The organism is Nocardia sp. NPDC047648, from assembly GCF_040642815.1.
Classification (GTDB): domain Bacteria; phylum Actinomycetota; class Actinomycetes; order Mycobacteriales; family Mycobacteriaceae; genus Nocardia; species Nocardia gamkensis.
In genome coordinates this window covers 230,160-250,042 of record NZ_JBEYSX010000001.1, presented here as the reverse complement: position 1 = coordinate 250,042, position 19,883 = coordinate 230,160, and the positions used below count along the sequence as shown (strand labels likewise).

Annotated in this window: 19 protein-coding genes and 2 pseudogenes; 7 read left to right on the top strand and 14 right to left on the bottom strand. The window is 68.1% G+C overall.

The window, feature by feature from the left end; translation table 11 throughout:
- Position 1: 1 nt before the first annotated feature.
- The 12 genes and pseudogenes from nuoK to ABZ803_RS01020 form a co-directional block, all read right to left on the bottom strand.
- On the bottom strand, positions 2–301 hold the full coding sequence (gene nuoK, locus ABZ803_RS01075; RefSeq protein WP_040866745.1) for an NADH-quinone oxidoreductase subunit NuoK: 300 nt from the start codon (positions 299–301) through the stop codon (positions 2–4).
- Positions 298–1,128, bottom strand: coding sequence for an NADH-quinone oxidoreductase subunit J (locus ABZ803_RS01070; RefSeq protein ID WP_357031061.1), 831 nt, complete (start codon positions 1,126–1,128; stop codon positions 298–300). Before ABZ803_RS01070 ends, nuoK begins: the two co-directional genes overlap by 4 nt.
- A pseudogene (nuoI, locus tag ABZ803_RS01065) lies at positions 1,125–1,724 on the bottom strand (NADH-quinone oxidoreductase subunit NuoI); the annotation flags it as partial. The pseudogene nuoI and the gene ABZ803_RS01070, both read right to left, overlap by 4 nt.
- Before the next feature lie 6 nt (positions 1,725–1,730).
- Positions 1,731–3,035 (bottom strand): annotated as a pseudogene (nuoH, locus tag ABZ803_RS01060) (NADH-quinone oxidoreductase subunit NuoH); the annotation flags it as partial.
- Positions 3,028–5,565: an NADH-quinone oxidoreductase subunit G gene (locus tag ABZ803_RS01055; RefSeq protein ID WP_357031058.1), complete on the bottom strand. Its 2,538-nt coding sequence runs from the start codon at positions 5,563–5,565 to the stop codon at positions 3,028–3,030. The gene ABZ803_RS01055 and the pseudogene nuoH, both read right to left, overlap by 8 nt.
- Positions 5,562–6,884, bottom strand: coding sequence for an NADH-quinone oxidoreductase subunit NuoF (gene nuoF, locus ABZ803_RS01050; protein ID WP_357031056.1), 1,323 nt, complete (start codon positions 6,882–6,884; stop codon positions 5,562–5,564). The genes ABZ803_RS01055 and nuoF overlap by 4 nt, the downstream gene beginning before the upstream one ends.
- Entirely contained in the window at positions 6,881–7,651 is a 771-nt protein-coding gene (gene nuoE, locus ABZ803_RS01045) for an NADH-quinone oxidoreductase subunit NuoE (RefSeq protein ID WP_357031053.1), read from the bottom strand. Before nuoE ends, nuoF begins: the two co-directional genes overlap by 4 nt.
- Positions 7,648–8,982 carry an NADH dehydrogenase (quinone) subunit D gene (gene nuoD, locus ABZ803_RS01040; protein WP_357031050.1) on the bottom strand — a complete coding sequence of 445 codons (1,335 nt, stop codon included), beginning with the start codon at positions 8,980–8,982 and terminating at the stop codon, positions 7,648–7,650. Before nuoD ends, nuoE begins: the two co-directional genes overlap by 4 nt.
- Positions 8,982–9,758 carry an NADH-quinone oxidoreductase subunit C gene (locus ABZ803_RS01035; RefSeq protein WP_357031047.1) on the bottom strand — a complete coding sequence of 259 codons (777 nt, stop codon included), beginning with the start codon at positions 9,756–9,758 and terminating at the stop codon, positions 8,982–8,984. The genes nuoD and ABZ803_RS01035 overlap by 1 nt, the downstream gene beginning before the upstream one ends.
- Positions 9,755–10,309, bottom strand: a complete 555-nt coding sequence (locus tag ABZ803_RS01030; RefSeq protein WP_040866749.1) for an NADH-quinone oxidoreductase subunit B — start codon at positions 10,307–10,309, stop codon at positions 9,755–9,757. The genes ABZ803_RS01035 and ABZ803_RS01030 overlap by 4 nt, the downstream gene beginning before the upstream one ends.
- 51 nt (positions 10,310–10,360) lie before the next feature.
- Positions 10,361–10,741, bottom strand: coding sequence for an NADH-quinone oxidoreductase subunit A (locus ABZ803_RS01025; RefSeq protein ID WP_357031045.1), 381 nt, complete (start codon positions 10,739–10,741; stop codon positions 10,361–10,363).
- Between the two features lie 474 nt (positions 10,742–11,215).
- Positions 11,216–11,635, bottom strand: coding sequence for a hypothetical protein (locus tag ABZ803_RS01020; protein ID WP_357031042.1), 420 nt, complete (start codon positions 11,633–11,635; stop codon positions 11,216–11,218).
- Between the two features lie 142 nt (positions 11,636–11,777).
- Between ABZ803_RS01020 and ABZ803_RS01015 the strand changes: the two genes are divergently transcribed.
- From ABZ803_RS01015 to ABZ803_RS00985, 7 genes are all read left to right on the top strand, one after another.
- Positions 11,778–13,319 carry a hypothetical protein gene (locus ABZ803_RS01015; protein WP_357031040.1) on the top strand — a complete coding sequence of 514 codons (1,542 nt, stop codon included), beginning with the start codon at positions 11,778–11,780 and terminating at the stop codon, positions 13,317–13,319.
- A 4-nt stretch (positions 13,320–13,323) separates the two neighbouring features.
- The gene (locus ABZ803_RS01010; RefSeq protein WP_357031037.1) at positions 13,324–13,767 is read left to right on the top strand and encodes a hypothetical protein; all 444 of its coding nucleotides are present in this window, start codon (positions 13,324–13,326) and stop codon (positions 13,765–13,767) included.
- Positions 13,764–15,332: an FHA domain-containing protein gene (locus ABZ803_RS01005; RefSeq protein WP_357031034.1), complete on the top strand. Its 1,569-nt coding sequence runs from the start codon at positions 13,764–13,766 to the stop codon at positions 15,330–15,332. Before ABZ803_RS01010 ends, ABZ803_RS01005 begins: the two co-directional genes overlap by 4 nt.
- A 152-nt stretch (positions 15,333–15,484) precedes the next feature.
- Positions 15,485–15,820 carry a WXG100 family type VII secretion target gene (locus tag ABZ803_RS01000; RefSeq protein WP_357031031.1) on the top strand — a complete coding sequence of 112 codons (336 nt, stop codon included), beginning with the start codon at positions 15,485–15,487 and terminating at the stop codon, positions 15,818–15,820.
- Entirely contained in the window at positions 15,817–16,110 is a 294-nt protein-coding gene (locus ABZ803_RS00995; protein WP_357031029.1) for a WXG100 family type VII secretion target, read from the top strand. The genes ABZ803_RS01000 and ABZ803_RS00995 overlap by 4 nt, the downstream gene beginning before the upstream one ends.
- Before the next feature lie 6 nt (positions 16,111–16,116).
- Positions 16,117–17,592 carry a hypothetical protein gene (locus ABZ803_RS00990; RefSeq protein WP_357031026.1) on the top strand — a complete coding sequence of 492 codons (1,476 nt, stop codon included), beginning with the start codon at positions 16,117–16,119 and terminating at the stop codon, positions 17,590–17,592.
- Positions 17,593–17,731: 139 nt separating this feature from the next.
- Positions 17,732–17,896 carry a hypothetical protein gene (locus tag ABZ803_RS00985; RefSeq protein ID WP_357031023.1) on the top strand — a complete coding sequence of 55 codons (165 nt, stop codon included), beginning with the start codon at positions 17,732–17,734 and terminating at the stop codon, positions 17,894–17,896.
- Between the two features lie 116 nt (positions 17,897–18,012).
- Here the strand turns inward: ABZ803_RS00985 and ABZ803_RS00980 are convergent, their stop codons facing one another.
- A complete protein-coding gene (locus ABZ803_RS00980; protein ID WP_357031020.1) occupies positions 18,013–18,867 on the bottom strand; it encodes an SAM-dependent methyltransferase in 855 nt (284 codons plus the stop codon).
- Between the two features lie 64 nt (positions 18,868–18,931).
- A complete protein-coding gene (locus tag ABZ803_RS00975) occupies positions 18,932–19,795 on the bottom strand; it encodes a LysR family transcriptional regulator (RefSeq protein WP_357032589.1) in 864 nt (287 codons plus the stop codon).
- Positions 19,796–19,883 lie beyond the last annotated feature (88 nt).

The window sequence follows — 19,883 nt, the reverse complement described above, 5'->3', positions numbered from 1 at the left end:
GTCAGAACTTCAGCAGGTTGGCGTCGTCGACCGAGGTCGAGCGGCGGGTGCGGAAGATGGTCATGATGATGGCCAGGCCGACGACGACCTCGGCCGCGGCGACCACCATCGTGAAGAACGCGAACACCTGACCGTCCAGGTCGGCGTGCATCCGGGCGAAGGTGACGAACGCGAGGTTCACCGCGTTGAGCATGAGTTCGATGCACATGAACACGACGATGGCGTTGCGCCGCAGCAGCACTCCGGCCGCGCCGATCGTGAACAGCAGGGCGGACAGGAACAGGTAGTTCTCGGGATTCACCGGTTGCCTTCCTCGTCGCTGGGGTTGTCGGTCCCGTCCGATGCGGGCGTGGTGCCGACCGAGATGACGGCCGCTTCGGTGAGCGCCTTGGTGCGGCGGTGCCGCAGGATGGTGCTGACCGACAGTTCCTCGAACGACCCGTCGGGCAGCCGCGCGGGGACGTCCACCGCGTTGTGCCTGGCGTAGACGCCGGGGGTGGGCAGCGGGGTCGCGCGGTGCCCTTTCTCGCGGAACCGGCGGCGCGACAATTCACGCTGATCGGTACGGGGCCCGAAGTGTTCGCGGTGGGCCAGCACCATGGCGCCGATGGTGGCGGTGATCAGCAGGGCGCCGGTGAGTTCGAAGGCCCACACATAGCGCAGGAAGATCAGCTCGGCCAGTTCGGCGATCACGTTGCGGCCGGGAAATCCGTTGGCGGTAAAGGTGATTCCGGATTCGCGCACGCCGTGGGCGATTCCGCCGCTGAGCAGCAACCCGAAGCCGACGCCGACCGCGGCGGCGGCGAGCCGCTGTCCGCGGATGGTTTCTCGCAGCGACTCGGCGGAGTCGACGCCGACGAGCATCAGCACGAACAGGAACAGCATCATAACCGCGCCGGTGTAGACCACGATCTGCACGACGCCGAGGAACAGCGCGTCCTGGGCGATGTAGAACGCGGCCAGCGCGATCATCGTGGCGGCCAGGCACAGCGCGGAGTGCACCGCTCTGGGGGCGAACACCATACCGAGCGCACCGAGCACCGCCACCGGGGCGAGGATCCAGAAGTGGACGGTCTCGCCGGTGGAGGCGCGGGTCAACGGCTCAGCCGCCAGGATCAAGTCGGTCACCGTGTCACTCCTTCCGCGGCCGCGGCGGCGGGTTGCCGCGGCGCCTCGCCCGGGTGGGGGACCGCCGTGGCACCGTTGGTGGCCGGCGCGTCGCCGGGTACCCGGCCGAGGTAGTAGTCCGCTTCGTCGGCGCCGGGGTGCATGGCGTGCGGCGGCGCGGTCATCCCGGGCTGCAGCGGCGCCAGCAACCGATCCTTTTCGTAGATCAGGTCGGCCCGGTTGTCGTCGGTCATCTCGTAGTCGTTGGTCATCGTGAGCGCCCGGGTGGGGCAGGCCTCGATGCACAATCCGCAGCCGATGCAGCGCAGGTAGTTGATCTGATAGACCCGCCCGTACCGTTCACCGGGCGAGAACCGTTCGGTCTCGGTGTTGTCGGCGCCTTCGACGTAGATCGCGTCGGCGGGGCAGGCCCACGCGCACAGCTCGCAGCCGATGCACTTCTCCAAGCCGTCGGGATGCCGGTTGAGCTGATGCCTGCCGTGGTAGCGCGGCGCGGTCGGGGTCTTCTGCTCCGGATAGAACTCGGTGTTCGGCTTCTTGAACATGGTCGCGGCGGTGACCGCGAACCCGGCCAGCGGCTCGAGCAGGCCGGCCTTGGTGCGGGTGGCGTCACGCGCGTGCGCGTCGGCGGGCAGCGGCGGCACCGGGAACCCGAGGAATACCGTCGAATCGGTGGAGTCCGCGGCCACGGGTTCCTCGACCTGCTGCGGTGTTCCCATGGCCCGCCCCGCCCGCAGGAACTGCAGCACCAGCAAGCCGGTGACCACCAAGCCGCCGATCACCAGGATCGGAGTCTGCACCGGGTAGCCCTCGGCCTGCAGCACCCGTGCGGTGGCCACCACCATGACCCAGGCCAGCGAGGTCGGGATCAGCAGTTTCCAGCCGAGATTCATGAACTGGTCGTAGCGCAGCCGGGGCAGTGTGCCGCGCAGCCAGATGAAGACGAACAGGAATGTCCAGACCTTGGCGGTGAACCACAGCACCGGCCACCAGCCGGAGTTCGCGCCGTCCCACATGTTCAGCGGCCACGGTGCGTGCCACCCGCCCAGGAACAGGGTGGTGGCCAGCGCGGAAACCGTTCCCATGTTGACGTATTCGGCCAGCATGAACATGGCGAACTTGAGCGAGGAGTACTCGGTGTGGAAGCCGCCGACCAGCTCGCCCTCGGCCTCGGGCAGGTCGAACGGGGCCCGGTTGGTCTCGCCGACCATCGAGACGCAGTAGATCAGGAACGACGGCAGCAGCAGGAACACATACCAGGTGCCCTCCTGCGCGGACACGATGCCGGAGGTGGCCATGGTGCCGCCGAGCAGGAACACCGTCGCGAAGCACAGCGCCATCGCGATCTCGTAGGAGATCACCTGCGCGGTCGAGCGCAATCCGCCCAGCAGCGGATAGGTGGAGCCCGACGACCAGCCGGCCAGCACGATGCCGTAGACGCCGATGGAGGTGATCGCGAGGATGTACAGCACCGCCACCGGCAGATCGGTGAGTTGCAGCGGGGTGGTGACGCCGAAGACCGACACCTCGGGTCCGAGCGGGATCACCGCGAACGCCATGAACGCCGGCACCACCGAGATGACCGGCGCCAGGATGTAGATCGGCTTGTCCACGATCGCCGGGACGATGTCCTCCTTGAGGGCCATCTTCACGCCGTCGGCGATGCTCTGCAGCGACCCGAGGGGGCCGGTCCGGTTCGGGCCGATCCGCATCTGCATGCGTGCCACGATCTTGCGTTCCGCGAGCACCGCGATCAGCGGGATCAGCATCAGATAGACGAAGATGGCCACGGCCTTGGCGATCACCAGCCACAGCGGGTCGTGTCCGAAGCCCGCGGGGGTATACGGATCGGAGGCAGCGGCGTGCGTGACCGCCGACGCGGTGACGAGCGTGGCGAGCTCACTCATGACGGTGCTCCTTCATCCTCTCGTCGGCGTGCCGCAGATGCACGATCGCGCCGGGCTGAACGGCGAGCTGCTCGGCGATGGAGCAGCCGGGCGAGTGCTGCGGCAGCCACACCACGCGGTCGGGCAGGTCGCTGATCATCAGGGGGAGCGTGACCGCGCCGCGGCTGGTGGCGACGGTGACCGGATCGTCGGGCTGTACGCCGAGTTCGGCGGCGGTGGCGGCCGACAGGCGCACCATCGGCGGCCGGGCGATGCCCGCCAGGTTCGGTTCGCCGTCCTGCATGCGTCCCGCGTCCAGCAGCATGCGCCAACTGGCGAGCACCGCGGTGCCGGGCTCGGGCCGCGGCAGCGGATGCGGCTGGTGTGTGGGCGCGGTGACGGGCGCGCCGTCCCACGCGCCGAGTTCGTCGAGTTCGGCGCGGGCGGACTCGATGTCGGGCAGGCCCAGGCGCACCGACATCTCCTCGGCGATGGCGTGCAGCACCCGCTGATCCGACAGCGGCGCGGAGCGGCGGCGCACCATGTCCTCGCCGAGCGCGGCGGCGAACGGGCGCGTCCTGCCCTCCCAGGTGCGGAAGGTGCCGGATTTCTCCATGGCCGCGGCCACCGGGAACACCACGTCGGCGCGTTCGGTGACCGGGCTGCGGCGCAGTTCCAGGCTCACCACGAACCTGGCAGCGTCGATCGCGGCCAGCGCGGCGGCCGGGTCGGGCAGGTCGGCGATGTCGACCCCGCCGATGACCAGTGCGCCGAGGCCGGAGGCGGCCTCCAGGATGGCCGTCGTGTCGCGGCCCGCGCCGACGGGCAGTTCCGGCACGTTCCAGACGGCTCGAACCTGTTGGCGGGCACGGGGATCGGCGACCGGCCTGCCGCCGGGGAGCAGGCCGGGCAGGGTGCCCGCTTCGACCGCACCGCGCTCGCCTGCCCGGCGCGGCACCCAGGCGAGGGCGGCTCCGGTTTCGTCGGCGAGGCGCACGGCGGCCGACAATGCGCCCACGACCCCCGCCATCCGCTCACCGACCATGATCACCGCGCCGGGTTCGCGCAGCAGCCGGGCCAGATCGGCGAGCTGGGCGGGATCCGCTCCGGGCGTGGTGATCTCGCCGCCTCGGATGGCGTCGAGCAGATGCGGTTCGGCACCGGGCACGGCGCGCATCAGCCGTCCGGACATGCGCTCGAGCCCGCGCGAGGAGTACGGCGCCAGCGAGTAGATCGGCAGGCGGCGCTTGCGCGCGGCCTTGCGCAATCGGAGGTAGACGATCGGCGACTCTTCTTCGGGTTCGAATCCGACGAGCAGGACGACCGGTGCGGCCTCCATGCTGTCGTAGGTCACCGTGGCGGACCGGCCCGCGACGCGGGCGGCGAGGAAGTCGGCCTCTTCCGCCGAATGCGCGCGGGAACGGAAGTCGATGTCGTTGGTGCCGAGGGCGACTCGCGCGAACTTGCCGTAGGCGTAGGCGTCCTCTTCGGTGACCCGGCCGCCGACGAGCACGCCGGCGTTGCCGAACGACGCGGCCAGTCCCTCGGCGGCCGCGGCCAGCGCCTCCGACCAGGAGGCCGGTGCGAGTTCGCCGTCCCACCCACGCACCAGCGGGGTGGTGAGCCGATCGGGTTCGGTGGCGTAGGCGAACGCCCAGCGGCCTTTGTCGCAGTTCCACTCCTCGTTGACCTGCGGGTCGTCCCCGGCCAGTCGGCGCAGCACCTTGCCGCGCCGGTGGTCGGTGCGCTGTGCGCAACCGGAGGCGCAGTGCTCGCAGACGTTCGGGCTGGAAACCAGGTCGAACGGACGCGCGCGGAATCGGTAGGCGGTGCCGGTGAGCGCGCCCACCGGGCAGATCTGCACGGTGTTGCCGGAGAAGTAGGAGTCCAGGGGCTCGGCCTGCGCGGTGCCGACTTGTTGCAGCGCACCGCGGTCCATCAGCTCGATGAACGGATCGCCCGCGATCTGCTGCGAGAAACGGGTGCAGCGGGCGCACAGCACGCAGCGTTCCCGGTCCAGCAGCACGGCTGTCGACAGCGGAATCGGTTTCGGATAGGTGCGTTTGCGTCCGTCGAACCGGGATTCGTCGCGGCCGGTGGACATCGCCTGGTTCTGCAGCGGGCACTCGCCGCCCTTGTCGCATACCGGGCAATCGAGCGGATGGTTGATCAGCAGCAGCTCCATCACGCCCTCCTGCGCCTTGTCGGCCGCGGGAGAGGTGAGCTGGGTGCGCACCACCATGCCGTCGGTGACGGCCATGGTGCAGGAGGCGACCGGTTTGCGCTGTCCCTCGACCTCGACCAGGCATTGACGGCAGGCGCCGACCGGGTCCAGCAGCGGATGGTCGCAGAAGCGGGGGATCTGGATGCCGATCAGTTCGGCGGCCCGGATCAGCAGCGTGCCGGGCGGCACGCTGACGGCGGTGTCGTCGATGGTCACGGTCACCAGATCGGCGGGCGCGGGCCCGCCGGTGCGGTCACCCACCGTGGCGGGCCCACTCGTCGCCCGACCGCCACCCCTGATCGAATCGCTGCGCGATACCGGTTTCATCGGACCTCTTCTCCTGACTCGGCCCACGCGGTGGAGCGCGCCGGGTCGAATGGGCATCCGCCGAGCCGCAGGTGTTCGGCGTACTCCTCGCGGAAGTACTTCAGCGAGGAGATGATCGGGCTGGCCGCGCCGTCGCCGAGGGCACAGAACGACTTGCCGTTGATGGTGTCGCTGATGTCGAGCAGCTTGTCCAGGTCGGCGGTGACGCCCGCGCCCGCTTCGATCCGTTGCAGCAGCTGCACCAGCCAGTAGGTGCCCTCCCGGCACGGGGTGCACTTGCCGCAGGATTCGTGGGCGTAGAACTCCGTCCAGCGCAGCACGGCGCGCACCACACAGGTGGTGTCGTCGAAGATCTGCAGGGCCTTGGTGCCGAGCATGGATCCCGCGCCCGCGACGCCTTCGTAGTCCAGCGGCACGTCGAGGTGTTCCTCGGTGAACAGCGGCGTGGACGAACCGCCCGGGGTCCAGAACTTCACCCGGTGCCCGGCGCGCACGCCGCCCGCGTAGCCGAGCAGTTCGCGCAGCGTGACGCCCAGCGGCGCCTCGTACTGCCCTGGCCGGGCCACGTGCCCGGACAGTGAGTAGAGGGTGAATCCGGGCGACCTCTCGCTGCCCATCGAGCGGAACCAGGCGATGCCGTTGCGGATGATGGGCGGCACGCTGGCGATGGATTCGACGTTGTTGACCACGGTCGGGCAGGCGTAGAGACCGGCGACGGCGGGAAACGGCGGGCGCAGGCGAGGCTGGCCGCGGCGGCCTTCCAGCGAGTCCAGCAGCGCGGTCTCCTCGCCGCAGATGTAGGCGCCCGCTCCGGCGTGCACGATCAGCTCGAGGTCGTAGCTGGAGCCGAGGATGTCGTGCCCGAGGAAGCCCGCCTCGTAGGCCTGGGCCACCGCGGCCTGCAACCGTCGCAGGACCGGCACCACCTCGCCGCGCACGTAGATGAACGCGTGCGCCGCGCGGATGGCGTAGGCGGCGATGACGACGCCTTCGATCAGCGTGTGCGGCGATGCGAGCATGAGCGGAATGTCTTTGCAGGTGCCGGGTTCCGACTCGTCGGCGTTCACCACCAGGTAGTGCGGTTTGGTGACGCCGTCGGGCCCGGGGCCCTGCGGGATGAAGCTCCACTTCATGCCGGTGGGGAAGCCCGCGCCGCCGCGGCCACGCAGGCCCGCGTCCTTGACGGTCTGGATGATCTGGTCCGGCTCCATCCGCAGGGCGGTGCGCAGCGCCTGGTAGCCGTCGTGGCGCAGGTAGGCGTCCATCGTCCAGGACCGCGGATCGTCCCAGTGGGTGGTCAATACCGGGGTGAGCGTCATCGCGGGCCCTCCGGATCCTCTTGCGGCGCAGGGGCTTGCATGCCCTGTTCGCGGGCGATCCGCAGACCGGCGAGCGTGGCCGGGCCCGCGGCGCCGTCGAGCACGCCGGGGCGCTCGTCCGGGAACCCGGCCAGGATGCGCGCGGTCTGCTTGAACGTGCACAGCGGCGCGCCCCTGGTGGGGGTGACCTGCTGTCCGGCGCGCAGCGCGTCGACCAGGGCGCGCGCGGATTCCGGGGTCTGGTTGTCGAAGAACTCCCAGTTGACCATCACCACCGGCGCGAAATCGCAGGCCGCGTTGCACTCGACGTGCTCGAGCGTGATCGATCCGTCCGCCGTGGTCTCGCCGTGCCCGATGCCGAGATGGTGCTCGAGCGTGGCGAGGATGGCATCGCCGCCCATCACCGCGCAGAGCGTGTTGGTGCACACTCCGACGTGGTAGTCGCCGGTGGGTGTGCGCCGGAACATCGAGTAGAAGGTGGCCACCGCGGTGACTTCGGCGCCGGTCAGGCCCAATTGCTCGGCACAGAACTCGATTCCGGTTCCGGTGACGTAGCCCTCCTCGGACTGCACCAGGTGCAGCAGGGGCAGTAGCGCCGAGCGCGGATGCGGATAGCGCGCGATGATCTCCTTGGCGTCGGTCTCGAGTCGTTCGCGCACGAAGGGCTGATAGGGCTCGGGCCGGGTGCCGAGCTTCAGCAGAACTCGCGTCCCGCCCGGCACGCCGGCACCGCCGTCGGTGGATTCGCTGTGCGATGTCGGGTTCATCGGTCCACTCCGCCCATGACCGGGTCGATACTGGCGACCGAGGCGATGACGTCGGCGACCATGCCGCCCTCGCACATCGCCGCGACCGCTTGCAGATTGGTGAACGAGGGGTCGCGATAGTGCACCCGGTAGGGGCGGGTGCCGCCGTCGCTGACCATGTGCACGCCCAGCTCGCCGCGCGGCGACTCCACCGCCGTGTACACCTGGCCCGCGGGGACGCGGATGCCTTCGGTGACCAGCTTGAAGTGGTGGATCAGCCCCTCCATGGAGGTGCCCATGATCTTGCCGATGTGCCGGGGTGAGTTGCCGAGGCCGTCCGCGCCGACCTGGAGGTCGGCGGGCCAGGCGATCTTCTTGTCATCGATCATGACCGGGCCCGGCCGCAGCCGGTCCAGGCACTGCTCGACGATCTTCAGCGACTCCTTCATCTCCTCCACCCGGATGACGTAGCGGCCGTAGCAGTCGCACCCGCTGGTGGTGGGGACGTCGAATTCGTAGTTCTCGTAGCCGCAGTAGGGCTGGGCTTTGCGGAGGTCGTGCGGCAGGCCGGTGGCGCGCAGCACCGGGCCGGTGATGCCGAGGGCCATGCACCCCTGCAGATCGAGATAGCCGATGTTCTGGGTGCGCGCCTTCCAGATCGGGTTGGCGGTGAGCAGGTGTTCCATGTCGCGCAGCCGTTTGGGCAGCAGTGCGAGCAGTTCGCGTACCTTGGTGACCCCGTCGTCGGGCAGGTCCTGGGCCAGGCCGCCGGGGCGGATGTACGCGTGGTTCATGCGCAGTCCGGTGATCGTCTCGAACACGTCGAGGATCAGCTCGCGTTCGCGGAAGCCGAACAGCATCGGCGTCAGCGCGCCGAGTTCCATGCCGCCGGTGGCCAGGGCGACCAGATGCGAGGAGATGCGGTTGAGTTCCATCAGCAGCACGCGGACGATCGTGGCGCGCTCCGGGATCTGCTCGGTGATGTCGAGCAGTTTCTCCACACCCAGGCAGTAGGCCGTCTCGTTGTAGAACGGCGACAGGTAGTCCATCCGGGTGACGAAGGTGACGCCCTGGGTCCAGTTGCGGAATTCGAGATTCTTCTCGATCCCGGTGTGCAGGTAGCCGATTCCGCAGCGGGCCTCGGTGACCGTTTCGCCTTCGATCTCCAGGATCAGGCGCAGCACACCGTGCGTGGACGGGTGCTGCGGGCCCATGTTGACGACGATGCGTTCCTCGCCCGCGCCTGCCAGCGTCTCGGCCACCTGGTCCCAGTCCTGCCCGGCCACGGTGACCGTGACGGGCTCGGGTGCGACGCCCTCGGCGACGCCGGGCGCGGTGTCGGTGTCGTTCATCAGCTGTAAGCCCTCCGCTCGTCGGGCGGCGGGATGCGCGCGCCCTTGTATTCGACCGGGATCCCGCCGAGCGGGTAGTCCTTGCGCTGGGGGTGGCCGCGCCAGTCGTCCGGCATGGTGATCCGGGTCAGCGAGGGGTGCCCGTCGAACAAGATGCCGAAGAAGTCGTAGGTCTCGCGCTCGTGCCAGTCGGTGGTCGGGTACACCTCGTAGAGCGAGGGAATATGCGGGTCCGCGTCCGGTGCGGAGACCTCCACTCGCACGCGGCGGTTGTGCGTGATCGACATGAGGTGATAGACGGCGTGCAGTTCACGGCCGGAATCCTCCGGATAGTGCACCCCGTCGACGCCGAGGCAGAGTTCGAAACGCAGTGCGGGATCGTCGCGCAGCGCGCGCGCCACCGGCAGCAGCTGCTCCCGGTGCACGTGCAGGGTGAGTTCGCCGCGGAAGACGATCACCTTCTCCAGCGCCGCGTCCGGGCGGGTGCCCGCGGCGGTGAGGGCGGCGCGCAGCGCGTCGACCACTTGGTCGAAGTACCCGCCGTAGGGGGCGGGTGTGCTGCCGGGCAGCGTGACCGGGCGGACCAGGCCGCCGTAACCGGAGGTGTCGCCGGTGCCGGTGACGCCGAACATGCCGCGGCGCACCCCGATCACGTCGGCTCCGCTCCGCGCGGAATCCTCCTCCGGCAAAGTGCCTTCGGGGCCCGCTGTGGCCGCGGCGTCGATCGCGTCGTGCGCGGGCGGGATGTCGGTGTCGTCGGGGGTGTCGAAGGTCATCGCAGCAGACCCTCCATCCGGATGGTCGGCGTCGAGGCGAGCGCGGCCTGTTCGGCGGCGCGGATGGCCTCTTCGCGGTTGACGCCGAGCGGCATCTGCTGAATCTTGGCGTGCAGTGCCAGGATCGCGTTCAGCAGCATCTCCGGCCGGGGCGGGCAGCCGGGCAGGTAGATGTCGACCGGCACCACATGATCGACGCCCTGCACGATGGCGTAGTTGTTGAACATCCCGCCCGACGAGGCGCAGACGCCCATCGCCAGTACCCATTTCGGTTCGGTCATCTGGTCGTAGACCTGGCGCAGGACCGGGGCCATCTTCTGGCTCACCCGGCCCGCGACGATCATCAGATCCGCCTGCCGCGGCGAGGCGCGGAATGCCTCCATGCCGAAGCGGGCGATATCGAAGCGGCCCCCGCCGGTGGCCATCATTTCGATGGCGCAGCAGGCCAGCCCGAAGGTGGCCGGCCATAGCGAGCCCTTGCGCAGGTATCCGGCGAAATCCTCGACCGTGCTCAGCAGGAAGCCGCTGGGCAGTTTTTCCTCGAGACCCATGTTCTACTGACTCGCTTCCACTCGTCTGCTACGAATTCGGTTGCGCGGCAATCAGTCCCAACTGAGACCGCCGCGCTTCCACTCGTAGGCGTAGGCCACCGAGACGTTGACGATGAACAACGCCATCGCGGCGAGACCGAAGAGACCGAGCGCATCGAAGTGGACTGCCCACGGGTAGAGGAACACGATCTCGATGTCGAAGATGATGAACAACATCGCGGTGAGGTAGTACTTCACCGGAAAGCGTTGTCCCGTAGCGTTTCCCGGACCCCCCGCCACGGCATGCGGGGTGGGTTCGATCCCGCATTCGTACGGTTCCAGCTTCGCCCGATTGCGCCGCTTCGGCCCGACCAGGGCCGATAGGGCGATGGAGAACAGCGCGAACGCCGCCGCGATCGCGCCCAGTACGAGCGTCGGCACCTCGATATTCACGACTGCACTTCCCCTCTTGCGAGCTGCAGCTGATAACAGCGTCCGAGGCGGGCTGACGTCGGTGTCCGCCTCGGACGGACTCGCCCCTCGGCTCCACACGGAACCGGTCATTCCTGGATCCGGTTCCATGTGAGGTAGGGCACAGCCTACAACCGAACAGTCGCTCCGCAGCGGGTTTGGGGCCGCCGTTTGATCGAATTCAGTACAAGCATTTATGACCGAAACGGTGGTAATCCGCGCGGATGCACGCGACGTTGGGTGAACGGTCAGTTGGCTGATGGCCGACGGCGGATATCGCGACGTCGAATGTGGTCCCGAGCGGGATCAGAGTAGGAAACGGCAATGGAGGTACGGTGCCCGGGAGGGCCGACGGGGGAAGGCCTGGGACAGCGTTTCTCCGCGCCGAAATGCGGTCGGGGGCCGGACGCGACTAATTCATGATCGCTATGAATGACCGAGGGGACGCCTCGGTGATCAAGCCGCGGAACGGCTGCGCAGTAGCGCGACAACGGCCTCGGTGAGCCGGAGCGGATCGATCGGGTGCGCCACCGCTGCCTCCGCGCGGGACCAGCTCGCCAGCCATGCGTCGTCCGGCCGCCCGGTCAGCACCAGAAGCGGCGGGCACGCGTCCACTTCGTCCTTCAACTGCTTGGCGATACCGAGTCCACCGGTCGGGCTCGCCTCACCGTCCAGAATGGCCAGGTCTATGCCACCGGCATCCATCTGCGCGATCACCACCGGACCGGTGGCGACCTCGAGGTACTCGAACTCCGGTAACTCCGGGCTGGGACGCTTGCCCAAGGCCTGGATCACCTGGCGCCTGGTGTCGGCGTCGTTGCTGTACACGAGAACCCGCAGAGGGGTGGAACGAGGGGAATCGGCCACGAACGGCATGGTACGTCCGCGAGGGCGGACCGCGTGGCAGGTTCGGCGCAGATGGTTTCGCGCGCGTCGTGCACCGCGCGTCAGCAGCGGCGTCATCGGCCGAAAGCCGATGGCAAGCAGTTGATAAGAATCTGCCGGTAGAGTCCGGCCGATGCGGGGAGATATCACCCAGGCCCTCGTCGACACCGACGTATGGACCGATGAAATGCTGGGCAGCGCCGGGATACCGGTGATCGACGTGCCGTTCGTGACCATCGGCAGCGGAATCGGATCGTTCGTCACCTACGACACGCTCCGGATCTTCGGCGTGCCCGCCGAGGCGATGGCGGTCCTCGGCCCGCAGGAGCACCCCTGGGCCTCCTACGAGTACCTGACCCGGGTCTCGCAGATTCCGCGCGGCGAGCGCCTGCGCAGCGACTCGGCCTCGATGCCGGACAACATGTGGGGCTTCCCCTCGTACGCGGTGCGGGAGGCCGTCGCGGACAAGTCGATCAAACCGCTGTGGAACGTCTTCGTCGAGCCCATCTTCGCCAACTACTACACCCCGCGCGCGGGCCAGGCGTTCACCGCCATGGAGCGGGAGTTCCACCGCATCGGCTACGCCCGGTCCCTGCATCGCGGCCAGGTACGCATGGTGCGCAAGCGCCAAGGCGGCGGGTACTTCACCATCCTCACCCCGCCGGCGGGCGCGGCGCCGACCAAACGGGTCGCCTTCCGCAGCACGTATGTCCATGTGGCGGTGGGATATCCGGGTCTGAAGCTGCTGCCGGACCTGCAGGAATATCGCGAGACCCACCGTGACCCGACACGGGTGGTCAACGCCTACGAGCCGCACGAGCACGTCTACCAGGCGCTGCAGAGGCGGCCCGGTACCGTGCTGATCCGCGGCAGTGGGATCGTGGCCAGCCGCGTCCTGCAACGACTCATCGACGATCGCGACAAGTACCGGCTCGACACCCGGATACTGCATCTGTTCCGCACGTATGTCGCCGGCCCGCACGGCAAGAACATCTTCAGCAGGCGCAAGGGCGGCGACGGGTGGGCCTATCAGGGGTTCAACTACCCGAAGTCGGTATGGGGCGGTCAGTTGAAGCAGAAAGTGCGCAACCTGCAAGGCGAGGAACGGGCGCGGGCGTACAAGGAGATCTCCGGCACCAACACCCCGATCCGGGACAACTGGCAGGAACAGTTGCGCCGGGGCCGCAGGGAGGGGTGGTATCAGGTGATGGCTGGCACGATGCGGGCTCCGCGCCCCGCAGGGGGACGCCAGGGCGTGGTCGCGACGATTCTTCCGGACGCCACTGCGCCGCTGCCGTTTCCGCCGCCGACGCAACCGTTCGACACGACCGTCGACTACATCGTCGACTGCACCGGGCTGGAAGCCGACATCCGCGAGCACCGTTTGCTGGCCGACCTGCTCGACCACACCGGTGCCGGGCGCAATCCGCTGGGCAGGCTCGACGTGGACACCTCGTTCGAACTGATCGGCACCCGCAGCGGCACCGGGCGGATGTACGCCTCCGGCAGTGCCACGCTGGGCGGGCCGTTCGCGGGTGTGGACACTTTCCTGGGGCTACAGATCGCCGCGCAGGAGATCGCCGACGATCTGGCCGCGGTCGGGTTCTGCCGCAGGATGGGTCCGCTGCGCTCGACGCGGCAATGGTGGCTGTGGGTTACGAACGAGAAGATCTGAGCACATGCTTCCTACCTTGAACGGGCGAATCCAGACCCGTCTTCTCGCGCTGAGCGTGATCGGCTTCGTCGTCGCGCTGATCATCACCCCGTTTCTGCCGACCGGCTCGTCGAGCATCGGGCAGGCGTACCGGGTGACGTTGTCGGTCCTGGTGGCTACCGTTCTGGTCGGTGTGCTCTGGGAATTGCTCTACCATTTCCTGCAGCAGTTCCGCTGGGAGAAGGACTGGCCGACGCTGTTCGGTCTGATCACCATCGTCAACGAGGGGGCGCTGATGTGGGTCCTGGTGCGCCACACCACGGTGGTGCTGCCCGAACATCTGCGTCCCTCGCCCGCGGCGTTCGGCATTCAATTCGTTCTCACGTGGATCGTCTTCTGGCTCATCGTGAACGGGCCGATGCGGGTGGTGTTCCACCGGTGGCGGTTCCAGGGTGGCCGGTTCCTGTGAGCGCGCAGATCGAGGTGCTGCCCGGCGCTCATCTGGTGGCGAGCGCGAGCGGCGTGGTCGTGGTCGTCGCGCACCGGGGCGACAGCGCCGTGACGGCGGAGACGATGGCGGCCCGGACGATGACGGCGCTGCTGGGCATCGTGCGTGAAGCCGTCGCGCGCGACCGGCACCGCAGCGGGCGCGCGGTGGCGCGACTGGCTACGACGTGGTTGATGAGCCTGTCCAACGGTGCGGAGGACGAGGTCGAATTCGGGGTGATCACGCCGGTGGACGACGGCCTCGCGGTGTTCCTGCACGGTGGGGTCACCGCGGTGCTCGCCGGTCCAGGCCACCCGGAGGTGCTGCGCGGCCGGGACGCCGGATTCACCGTCGACCGCATGGTGACGCCCGCACCCGCCGGCGGCGCGGGATTGTTCGTGGACGAGGCGGGCTGGGCCGCGCAGGCCCTGCCGGGGCGCGGGATCTTCGCGCTCGGCGAGGGGACCGCCCCGGGGTCGGGTGCGGTGCGGTGGCCGGGCGCGGTCCACGGCGAACCGGAGAACCTGGGCGTCACCGAGTCCATGCGGCCATCCCGATCGGTGCACGAGCCGCCCGCGGCTACATCGGCACGGGAGCCCGGCCCCGCACCCCGGCGAACGGCAGTGCCACAGCACCTCGAAGGACGCGCAGCGGCCGAACCGCCTGTCCCCCTGGAGCCGCCCGCGGTCGCGGCGCCGCACCCGCGCCCTGCCACGGGGCCGCAGCTCGCGCAGCAACCGCATCGTCCCGCGACTGAGCCGGGTTCCGGGCAGGTGTCCGGAGCACCGCCACGGCGGGCGCCGAGCCTGCGCAAAGGCGAGGAATCCAACGACACCGCAACGGAAGTCGATCTCCAGGCGGCGCCGCGGCGGGCCGCGCCACGCGAAGGCATGACACCTCCGGTCGCGCAGCCGATACCGCCGGGTTCCGAGCAGGCTCCAGCGCGGCCCGCCCATCGCACCGATCGGGAATACGCGATCGCCAACGACGCGAATCTCGCCGAGACGATGGTGCCCTCCTCCGAGGTCGTCGCGGACGCGCTCGGCTCGACCGGTTCGAACCCGCTGGGACACCGGGTGATCGTGCACGGCTTCCAGTGCGCCCGGCATCATCACAACGATCCGCGAGTGTCGTTCTGCGCGGTGTGCGGCATCCGGATGGATCAGCTCACCTGCGTGCTCAGCGAAGGGGTGCGCCCACCGCTGGGTGTGCTGCTCCTCGACGACGGCACGTCGTTCGTGCTGGACAACGACTGCGTTCTGGGTCGCGAGCCGGAGTATTCGGAGGCGGTCGCGCGTGGCGCGCGACCGATACGGCTGGAGGACAGCTCCGGCGGGATGTCGCGAGCACACGCGGAGATCCGCCTCGTCGACTGGGACGTCACGGTCGTGGACGGCGGTTCCACCAACGGCACCCACCTTCGTCATCCCGGACGTCAGGACTGGGTCCGGGCGGCCCCTGGCCTGCCGGTAACCCTCGCCCCGGGCGCCCAGATCCAACTGGGCGGCCGTGTCCTGACCTTCGACTCCCCGCACGGCCAGCTGTAATCCCGGTACGTGTCCGCCGATCGGACACGGTGACCGTTGCGGCCTTTCTGGTTTCGAAGTGGACTCGATCGGAACCAGCGTGACGGACGGTACGTCTAAACCTGAGATCACAGATGAAACACGTATGACGCACTACGCAGGCAGGGGATTGCATGACCGACACAGCGGGCTTCGGAACAGATTTCGCTATGGTCCCAGCCGAAGTCTCCGACACGGGCCGCTACATCCAGCAGGCCGCGCAAACACTGCGGGACGGCATCCGCTCGGCCGATACCGAGGTGGCCGGGCTCATGGCGACATGGCGCGGCTCGGCCGCGGATGCCTACTCCACGGCATGGGGCGAGGCCCGTCAGGGCGCCATCAGCATTTTGGAGGCCCTGCACGGCATGGGTGAGTTGCTGGGCATATCGGTCGACACAGTCGTGGGCACCGACACTGCCCGCACCGAGGCCATCATGGCCGCGACATCCTCGCTGGATCTGCCGTGACTTCCGCGTTCGGGGTGGACCTCGACCACTTGGACGCCGTGACCGCCCGTATCGCCGGGCTCGTCGGATTCACCGAGGACACCTTCACCGGCGTCGAGCAACGGGTAACCGCGCTGCACCGCGCATGGACCGGTGCCGCTGCGGCGACCCACGCTGAGGCGCACCGAGATTGGGCCGAAGGCGCGGCCGACGTCCGCGACGGCATCGCAACCATGCGTGCCGCTGCGGCAGCGGCACATGCCGCCTACAGCGAGGCGATCACCACCAACATGCGGATGCTGGAGACCTGAGACCGCATGACTGTGATGGATGTCGACCCGCAGACGTACTACTCGACAGCGACCAGATTGCAGGAGGCCGCTACCAACTGGTTTTCCGCCATCGACGGACGTTTCGGCGCGCTATCGAACTGCTCGAGCATGGCGGGAAGCTATAAGGAGGCTCGTGAATGGGCGGAAGCCTACGACAACGGTGCCGGAGAACTGCTGCGACAGACCACGCTCATCGCCGAAGCGAGTGGGAATTTCGCATCCGTCCTGCAGACCGTGGGCCACAACTACGCGATGGCCGAACACACAGCCACCGTCAACGCAGGCGGTAGTGGACCGGAGAAACCTGCTCCATTTCCTCCGGCCGTGTACCTGTGCAGGGTGCCGCTGCCCAGCGCGGGTGGTCCCGGAAACGGCTTGGTTTCAGATTCTGTCGAGCTGATAGAGGCAATCGGTATCACAGTCCCGGATGGCGATACCGATAAATTGCGGGCCGTAGCGGATGCGTGGAAGCAGATTCGAAACGATCCGTCGGTGACCGGCTTTCCGGATACGCTCGACCAGATTGCCAAGGAAATCGAGCAGAATGCCGCGCCGGAGATTTCGCTCATCGTGCAGAATATCGCGACGCTGCGCGATGCCGCGAACGATGCCATTGCCGCCTTCGACGAGTTCTCGATGTCCTGCCTGGACCATGAAGAGGACTTGAAGCAGCTGCGGGAAAAGCTTGTTCTCCTCTTGGAGGACTTGGGCAAAGAGCTGTTGAAAGAGTTGGCGATCACGATTGCGATAGCCGCTGCCGCGTCCGTCGTTACCGCCGGATTGGGCGCGGCTGCCGGAAGTGCACGGGCGGCGCAGATCATCGCGAAGGTCGCGACGCCTATCCGTGCGCTGGTCGAGGGGTGGAAGATCGCCAGGAAAGCCAAGCCCTTCCGGGCTAATCGACTCGGTGGCCTGGCGCAGAAGGAGAAGGAGCTGCAGCGGCTCAAGCGGATGGGGGAGAGGGCTGCGGCGCCGACGAGACCCGCGTCGCTGTCGCGTGCCGAGGTGGACGCGATCGCGGATTACTCCGGATCGGGACACCAGTACGCGAATCTCCCCTTGCGGGCCGGGCGTCCCCTCACTCCGGAGCAGCAACGCTACGTCGACACGCTCAATTCCGCGCTGGACAAACTGCCGGACCATCAAGGGCCGCTCACCCGCGTCACTAACTTGGAACCGGACGAGATCGATAAGTACTACGCGGCATGGCGAAGAAGCGAAGGTGTCACCGAGGATGCGTTCACCAGCACGTCACCGTTGAAAGATGGTGGCGGTATCCGGGAAGGCAATGTCGAATTTCGGTATTTCTCGCAAACCGGAAAAGACGTTACGCAATATTCCGCGCCCGGTAACCCGGAAGTGCTTTTCAAGACCGGTACCACTTTCCGTCCGACAAACATCACTACCGACTGGGTGACCGGCCGCACGGTAATTCAGATGATCGAAGTTATTCCGAAGTAATTAGGAGACCGCCGTGGAGCAGCATGGGAAATACAGGGCGATCGGGAAGACGTTCGGGGTGCCGGTGCATGACATTCCGCCCGAAGTAAGAGCCGCAGCCGAGGCAGCGTTCGCAGAATTCGATGCACGGCCACCGCAGATGAACGCGGACGATCTACCCGAGCGATTCAAAGACGACCTCGCCGGTACCGAGCGAGACGAGTGGTATCGGCAATCGAACACCGAGGAAGCCCGCGACCGGCGCGAAGCGGAATGGTTGCGCAGAAAGGCGGAGTGGGAGCAACGCCAGCAGGACAACCGCTGATTCACCGATCGCAACGCCGACCGACAAGAGGCCTCGCCGCGGTGAGGCCTCTTGGCTCATGCAGATGACGGCGACGCAAGCCGGAACAAGACGATCACCGTCGCCGATCGCCGTGGTCAGGCGTGACGGAAGCGGATGATGCCCGACCAGGGGTTGCGCATGGGTTTGCGGGGGTCGGGCTGGGGGAGATAGGTGAACGGGCGCAGGTACCAAGGTGCACGGCGGAACTTGCGGGCGTGCACCAGCAGGCTCTCCAGCTCGACCGGCTGCCAGCCGAGGTCTTCGAAGAAGCGGACGCCGTTGGGCGGCTCGAACTTCATCGGCGCGTTGGCGAAGGTGTCCCCGGAACGCATCTTCTTCATGCCCAGGCTCAGATCCAGCAGCCACCAGGCGATTTCCGGACGGGTCAGGGCGTCCGCCAGCTCGGTCACCGTAGCCGGATCGAGGTACATCAGCAGCCCCTCGGTGAGCACCAGGGCCTTCGACGCGGGGGCGGTGACCGGGCCGATCGCGCCGAGCGCCTCGTCGAGGAACTTCCCGCGGGCCTCGGGGTCGGCCAGATCGACCGCTCGGCGCAGGAGCACGCAGTGCGGTGTCTCACCGGCGAGCGCGGCGTCCTTCTCGGCGACGATCCCGGGCAGGTCCGCCTCGATCCAGAGCAGCCCGGCCGGGAGCTCGAGCCGATAGGGTCGGGTGTCCAGGCCGGCGGCGAGGTTGAGCACGCGGTCGCAACCCTCGGCGATCGCTTTCGCGACGAGGTCGTCGATCAGCTTGGTCCTGGTGACGATCGGCCACCCGTCCCGCATCATGGGGGGTGCGCTGTCGGCGATGGCATGGCCGCGTTCTCCGGCCAGCCGGTCGGCGAGCGGATCGCGGAACAGCGCGTCTCGACGCGTCGTCTCGCGCGCACGGTAGGCCGCGACCCAGCGCGCGGTGTCGGACACGTCGGACGGTACGTCCCCTCGGGTCATGGCAGCCAGTCTGTCACATCCATCCGGCGATTCTGCGCGCCCGGCGTGCCGCCCGGGAACGCGATCAACCGGGGTGGAAGGCGTCGGAGCCGACTTCGGCCGGGTCGAGCAGATGGGTGAGGAACAGCCGGGTGGTCGGCGTCGGGGTGCGAGTGGTGATGGCATGCCACGGACGGTCCAGCGGAGTGCCCTCGATCGGAAGCACGCGCAGCACGCCGTTCTCCAGATCATGGGAGATGGCATCGCTGTGGATCAGCGTGACGCCCAGGCCTTCTCGCGCGGCGGCCAGGACGGCGCCGTGCGAACCGAGGGTCAGCGTGGCCGGTTCGATTCGGAGCCGGTCGAGCAGGCCGAGGGTGGCCTCGCGGGTGCCGGAGCCGCGCCCGCGCAGCAGCCAGGTGGCATGCAACGGATCGAATTCCGGCAGGCCGACCACGACCAGGCTGCTCGGCCGCCTGGCGCGCACCACCAGCCCGGTATCGCGCGGTGGGCGACCGGCGATGACTAGATCCGTTTCGTGATGCTGCAATTCGAGGAACAGCGCGTCGCGCGGATGCACCGACAGGCTCAGTTCGATGTCGGGGAACCGGCGGCGGAACGACGCGAGCGGCCGCAGCAGAACGTATTCACCCGCGGTGGCGACCACACCGATGCGCAGGCGCCCGGTCTCGGCGCGGCGCACCGCGGCCTGCGCCTCCTTCATCAGGCCGAGGATGCCGCGGCAGTATTCGGCGTAGACGCGGCCCGCCTCGGTGAGCGTGATGCCGCGCCCTGACTTCGCGATCAGCTTGGCCCCCAGCTGTTTCTCGATATGCGCGACGGCCGCGGAGACGGCGGCTTCGGTGATGTGCAGTTGCGCCGCGGCGCGGCGAATGCCGCCGTGGCGGGCGACGGCCAGGAAGGTTTCCATCCGTGCCGCGCTCACCATACCCACCGAACGACGGTAACAAACTCGAAGAAAAGGTTGAGTATCGCGAGGAACAATCAAATTGTTTGTCGGTATCCGGCCCGTCATC

What these genes read in the sequence shown, in the direction of transcription:
- ABZ803_RS01055 (WP_357031058.1), bottom strand. Translation starts at nt 5,565, where the DNA reads ATGAAACCGGTATCGCGCAGCGATTCGATCAGGGGTGGCGGTCGGGCG.
- nuoF (WP_357031056.1), bottom strand. Translation starts at nt 6,884, where the DNA reads ATGACGCTCACCCCGGTATTGACCACCCACTGGGACGATCCGCGGTCC.
- nuoE (WP_357031053.1), bottom strand. Translation starts at nt 7,651, where the DNA reads ATGAACCCGACATCGCACAGCGAATCCACCGACGGCGGTGCCGGCGTG.
- nuoD (WP_357031050.1), bottom strand. Translation starts at nt 8,982, where the DNA reads ATGAACGACACCGACACCGCGCCCGGCGTCGCCGAGGGCGTCGCACCC.
- ABZ803_RS01035 (WP_357031047.1), bottom strand. Translation starts at nt 9,758, where the DNA reads ATGACCTTCGACACCCCCGACGACACCGACATCCCGCCCGCGCACGAC.
- ABZ803_RS01030 (WP_040866749.1), bottom strand. Translation starts at nt 10,309, where the DNA reads ATGGGTCTCGAGGAAAAACTGCCCAGCGGCTTCCTGCTGAGCACGGTC.
- ABZ803_RS01020 (WP_357031042.1), bottom strand. Translation starts at nt 11,635, where the DNA reads ATGCCGTTCGTGGCCGATTCCCCTCGTTCCACCCCTCTGCGGGTTCTC.
- ABZ803_RS01015 (WP_357031040.1), top strand. Translation starts at nt 11,778, where the DNA reads ATGCGGGGAGATATCACCCAGGCCCTCGTCGACACCGACGTATGGACC.
- ABZ803_RS01010 (WP_357031037.1), top strand. Translation starts at nt 13,324, where the DNA reads ATGCTTCCTACCTTGAACGGGCGAATCCAGACCCGTCTTCTCGCGCTG.
- ABZ803_RS01000 (WP_357031031.1), top strand. Translation starts at nt 15,485, where the DNA reads ATGACCGACACAGCGGGCTTCGGAACAGATTTCGCTATGGTCCCAGCC.
- ABZ803_RS00990 (WP_357031026.1), top strand. Translation starts at nt 16,117, where the DNA reads ATGACTGTGATGGATGTCGACCCGCAGACGTACTACTCGACAGCGACC.
- ABZ803_RS00985 (WP_357031023.1), top strand. Translation starts at nt 17,732, where the DNA reads ATGAACGCGGACGATCTACCCGAGCGATTCAAAGACGACCTCGCCGGT.
- ABZ803_RS00980 (WP_357031020.1), bottom strand. Translation starts at nt 18,867, where the DNA reads ATGACCCGAGGGGACGTACCGTCCGACGTGTCCGACACCGCGCGCTGG.
- ABZ803_RS00975 (WP_357032589.1), bottom strand. Translation starts at nt 19,795, where the DNA reads ATGGTGAGCGCGGCACGGATGGAAACCTTCCTGGCCGTCGCCCGCCAC.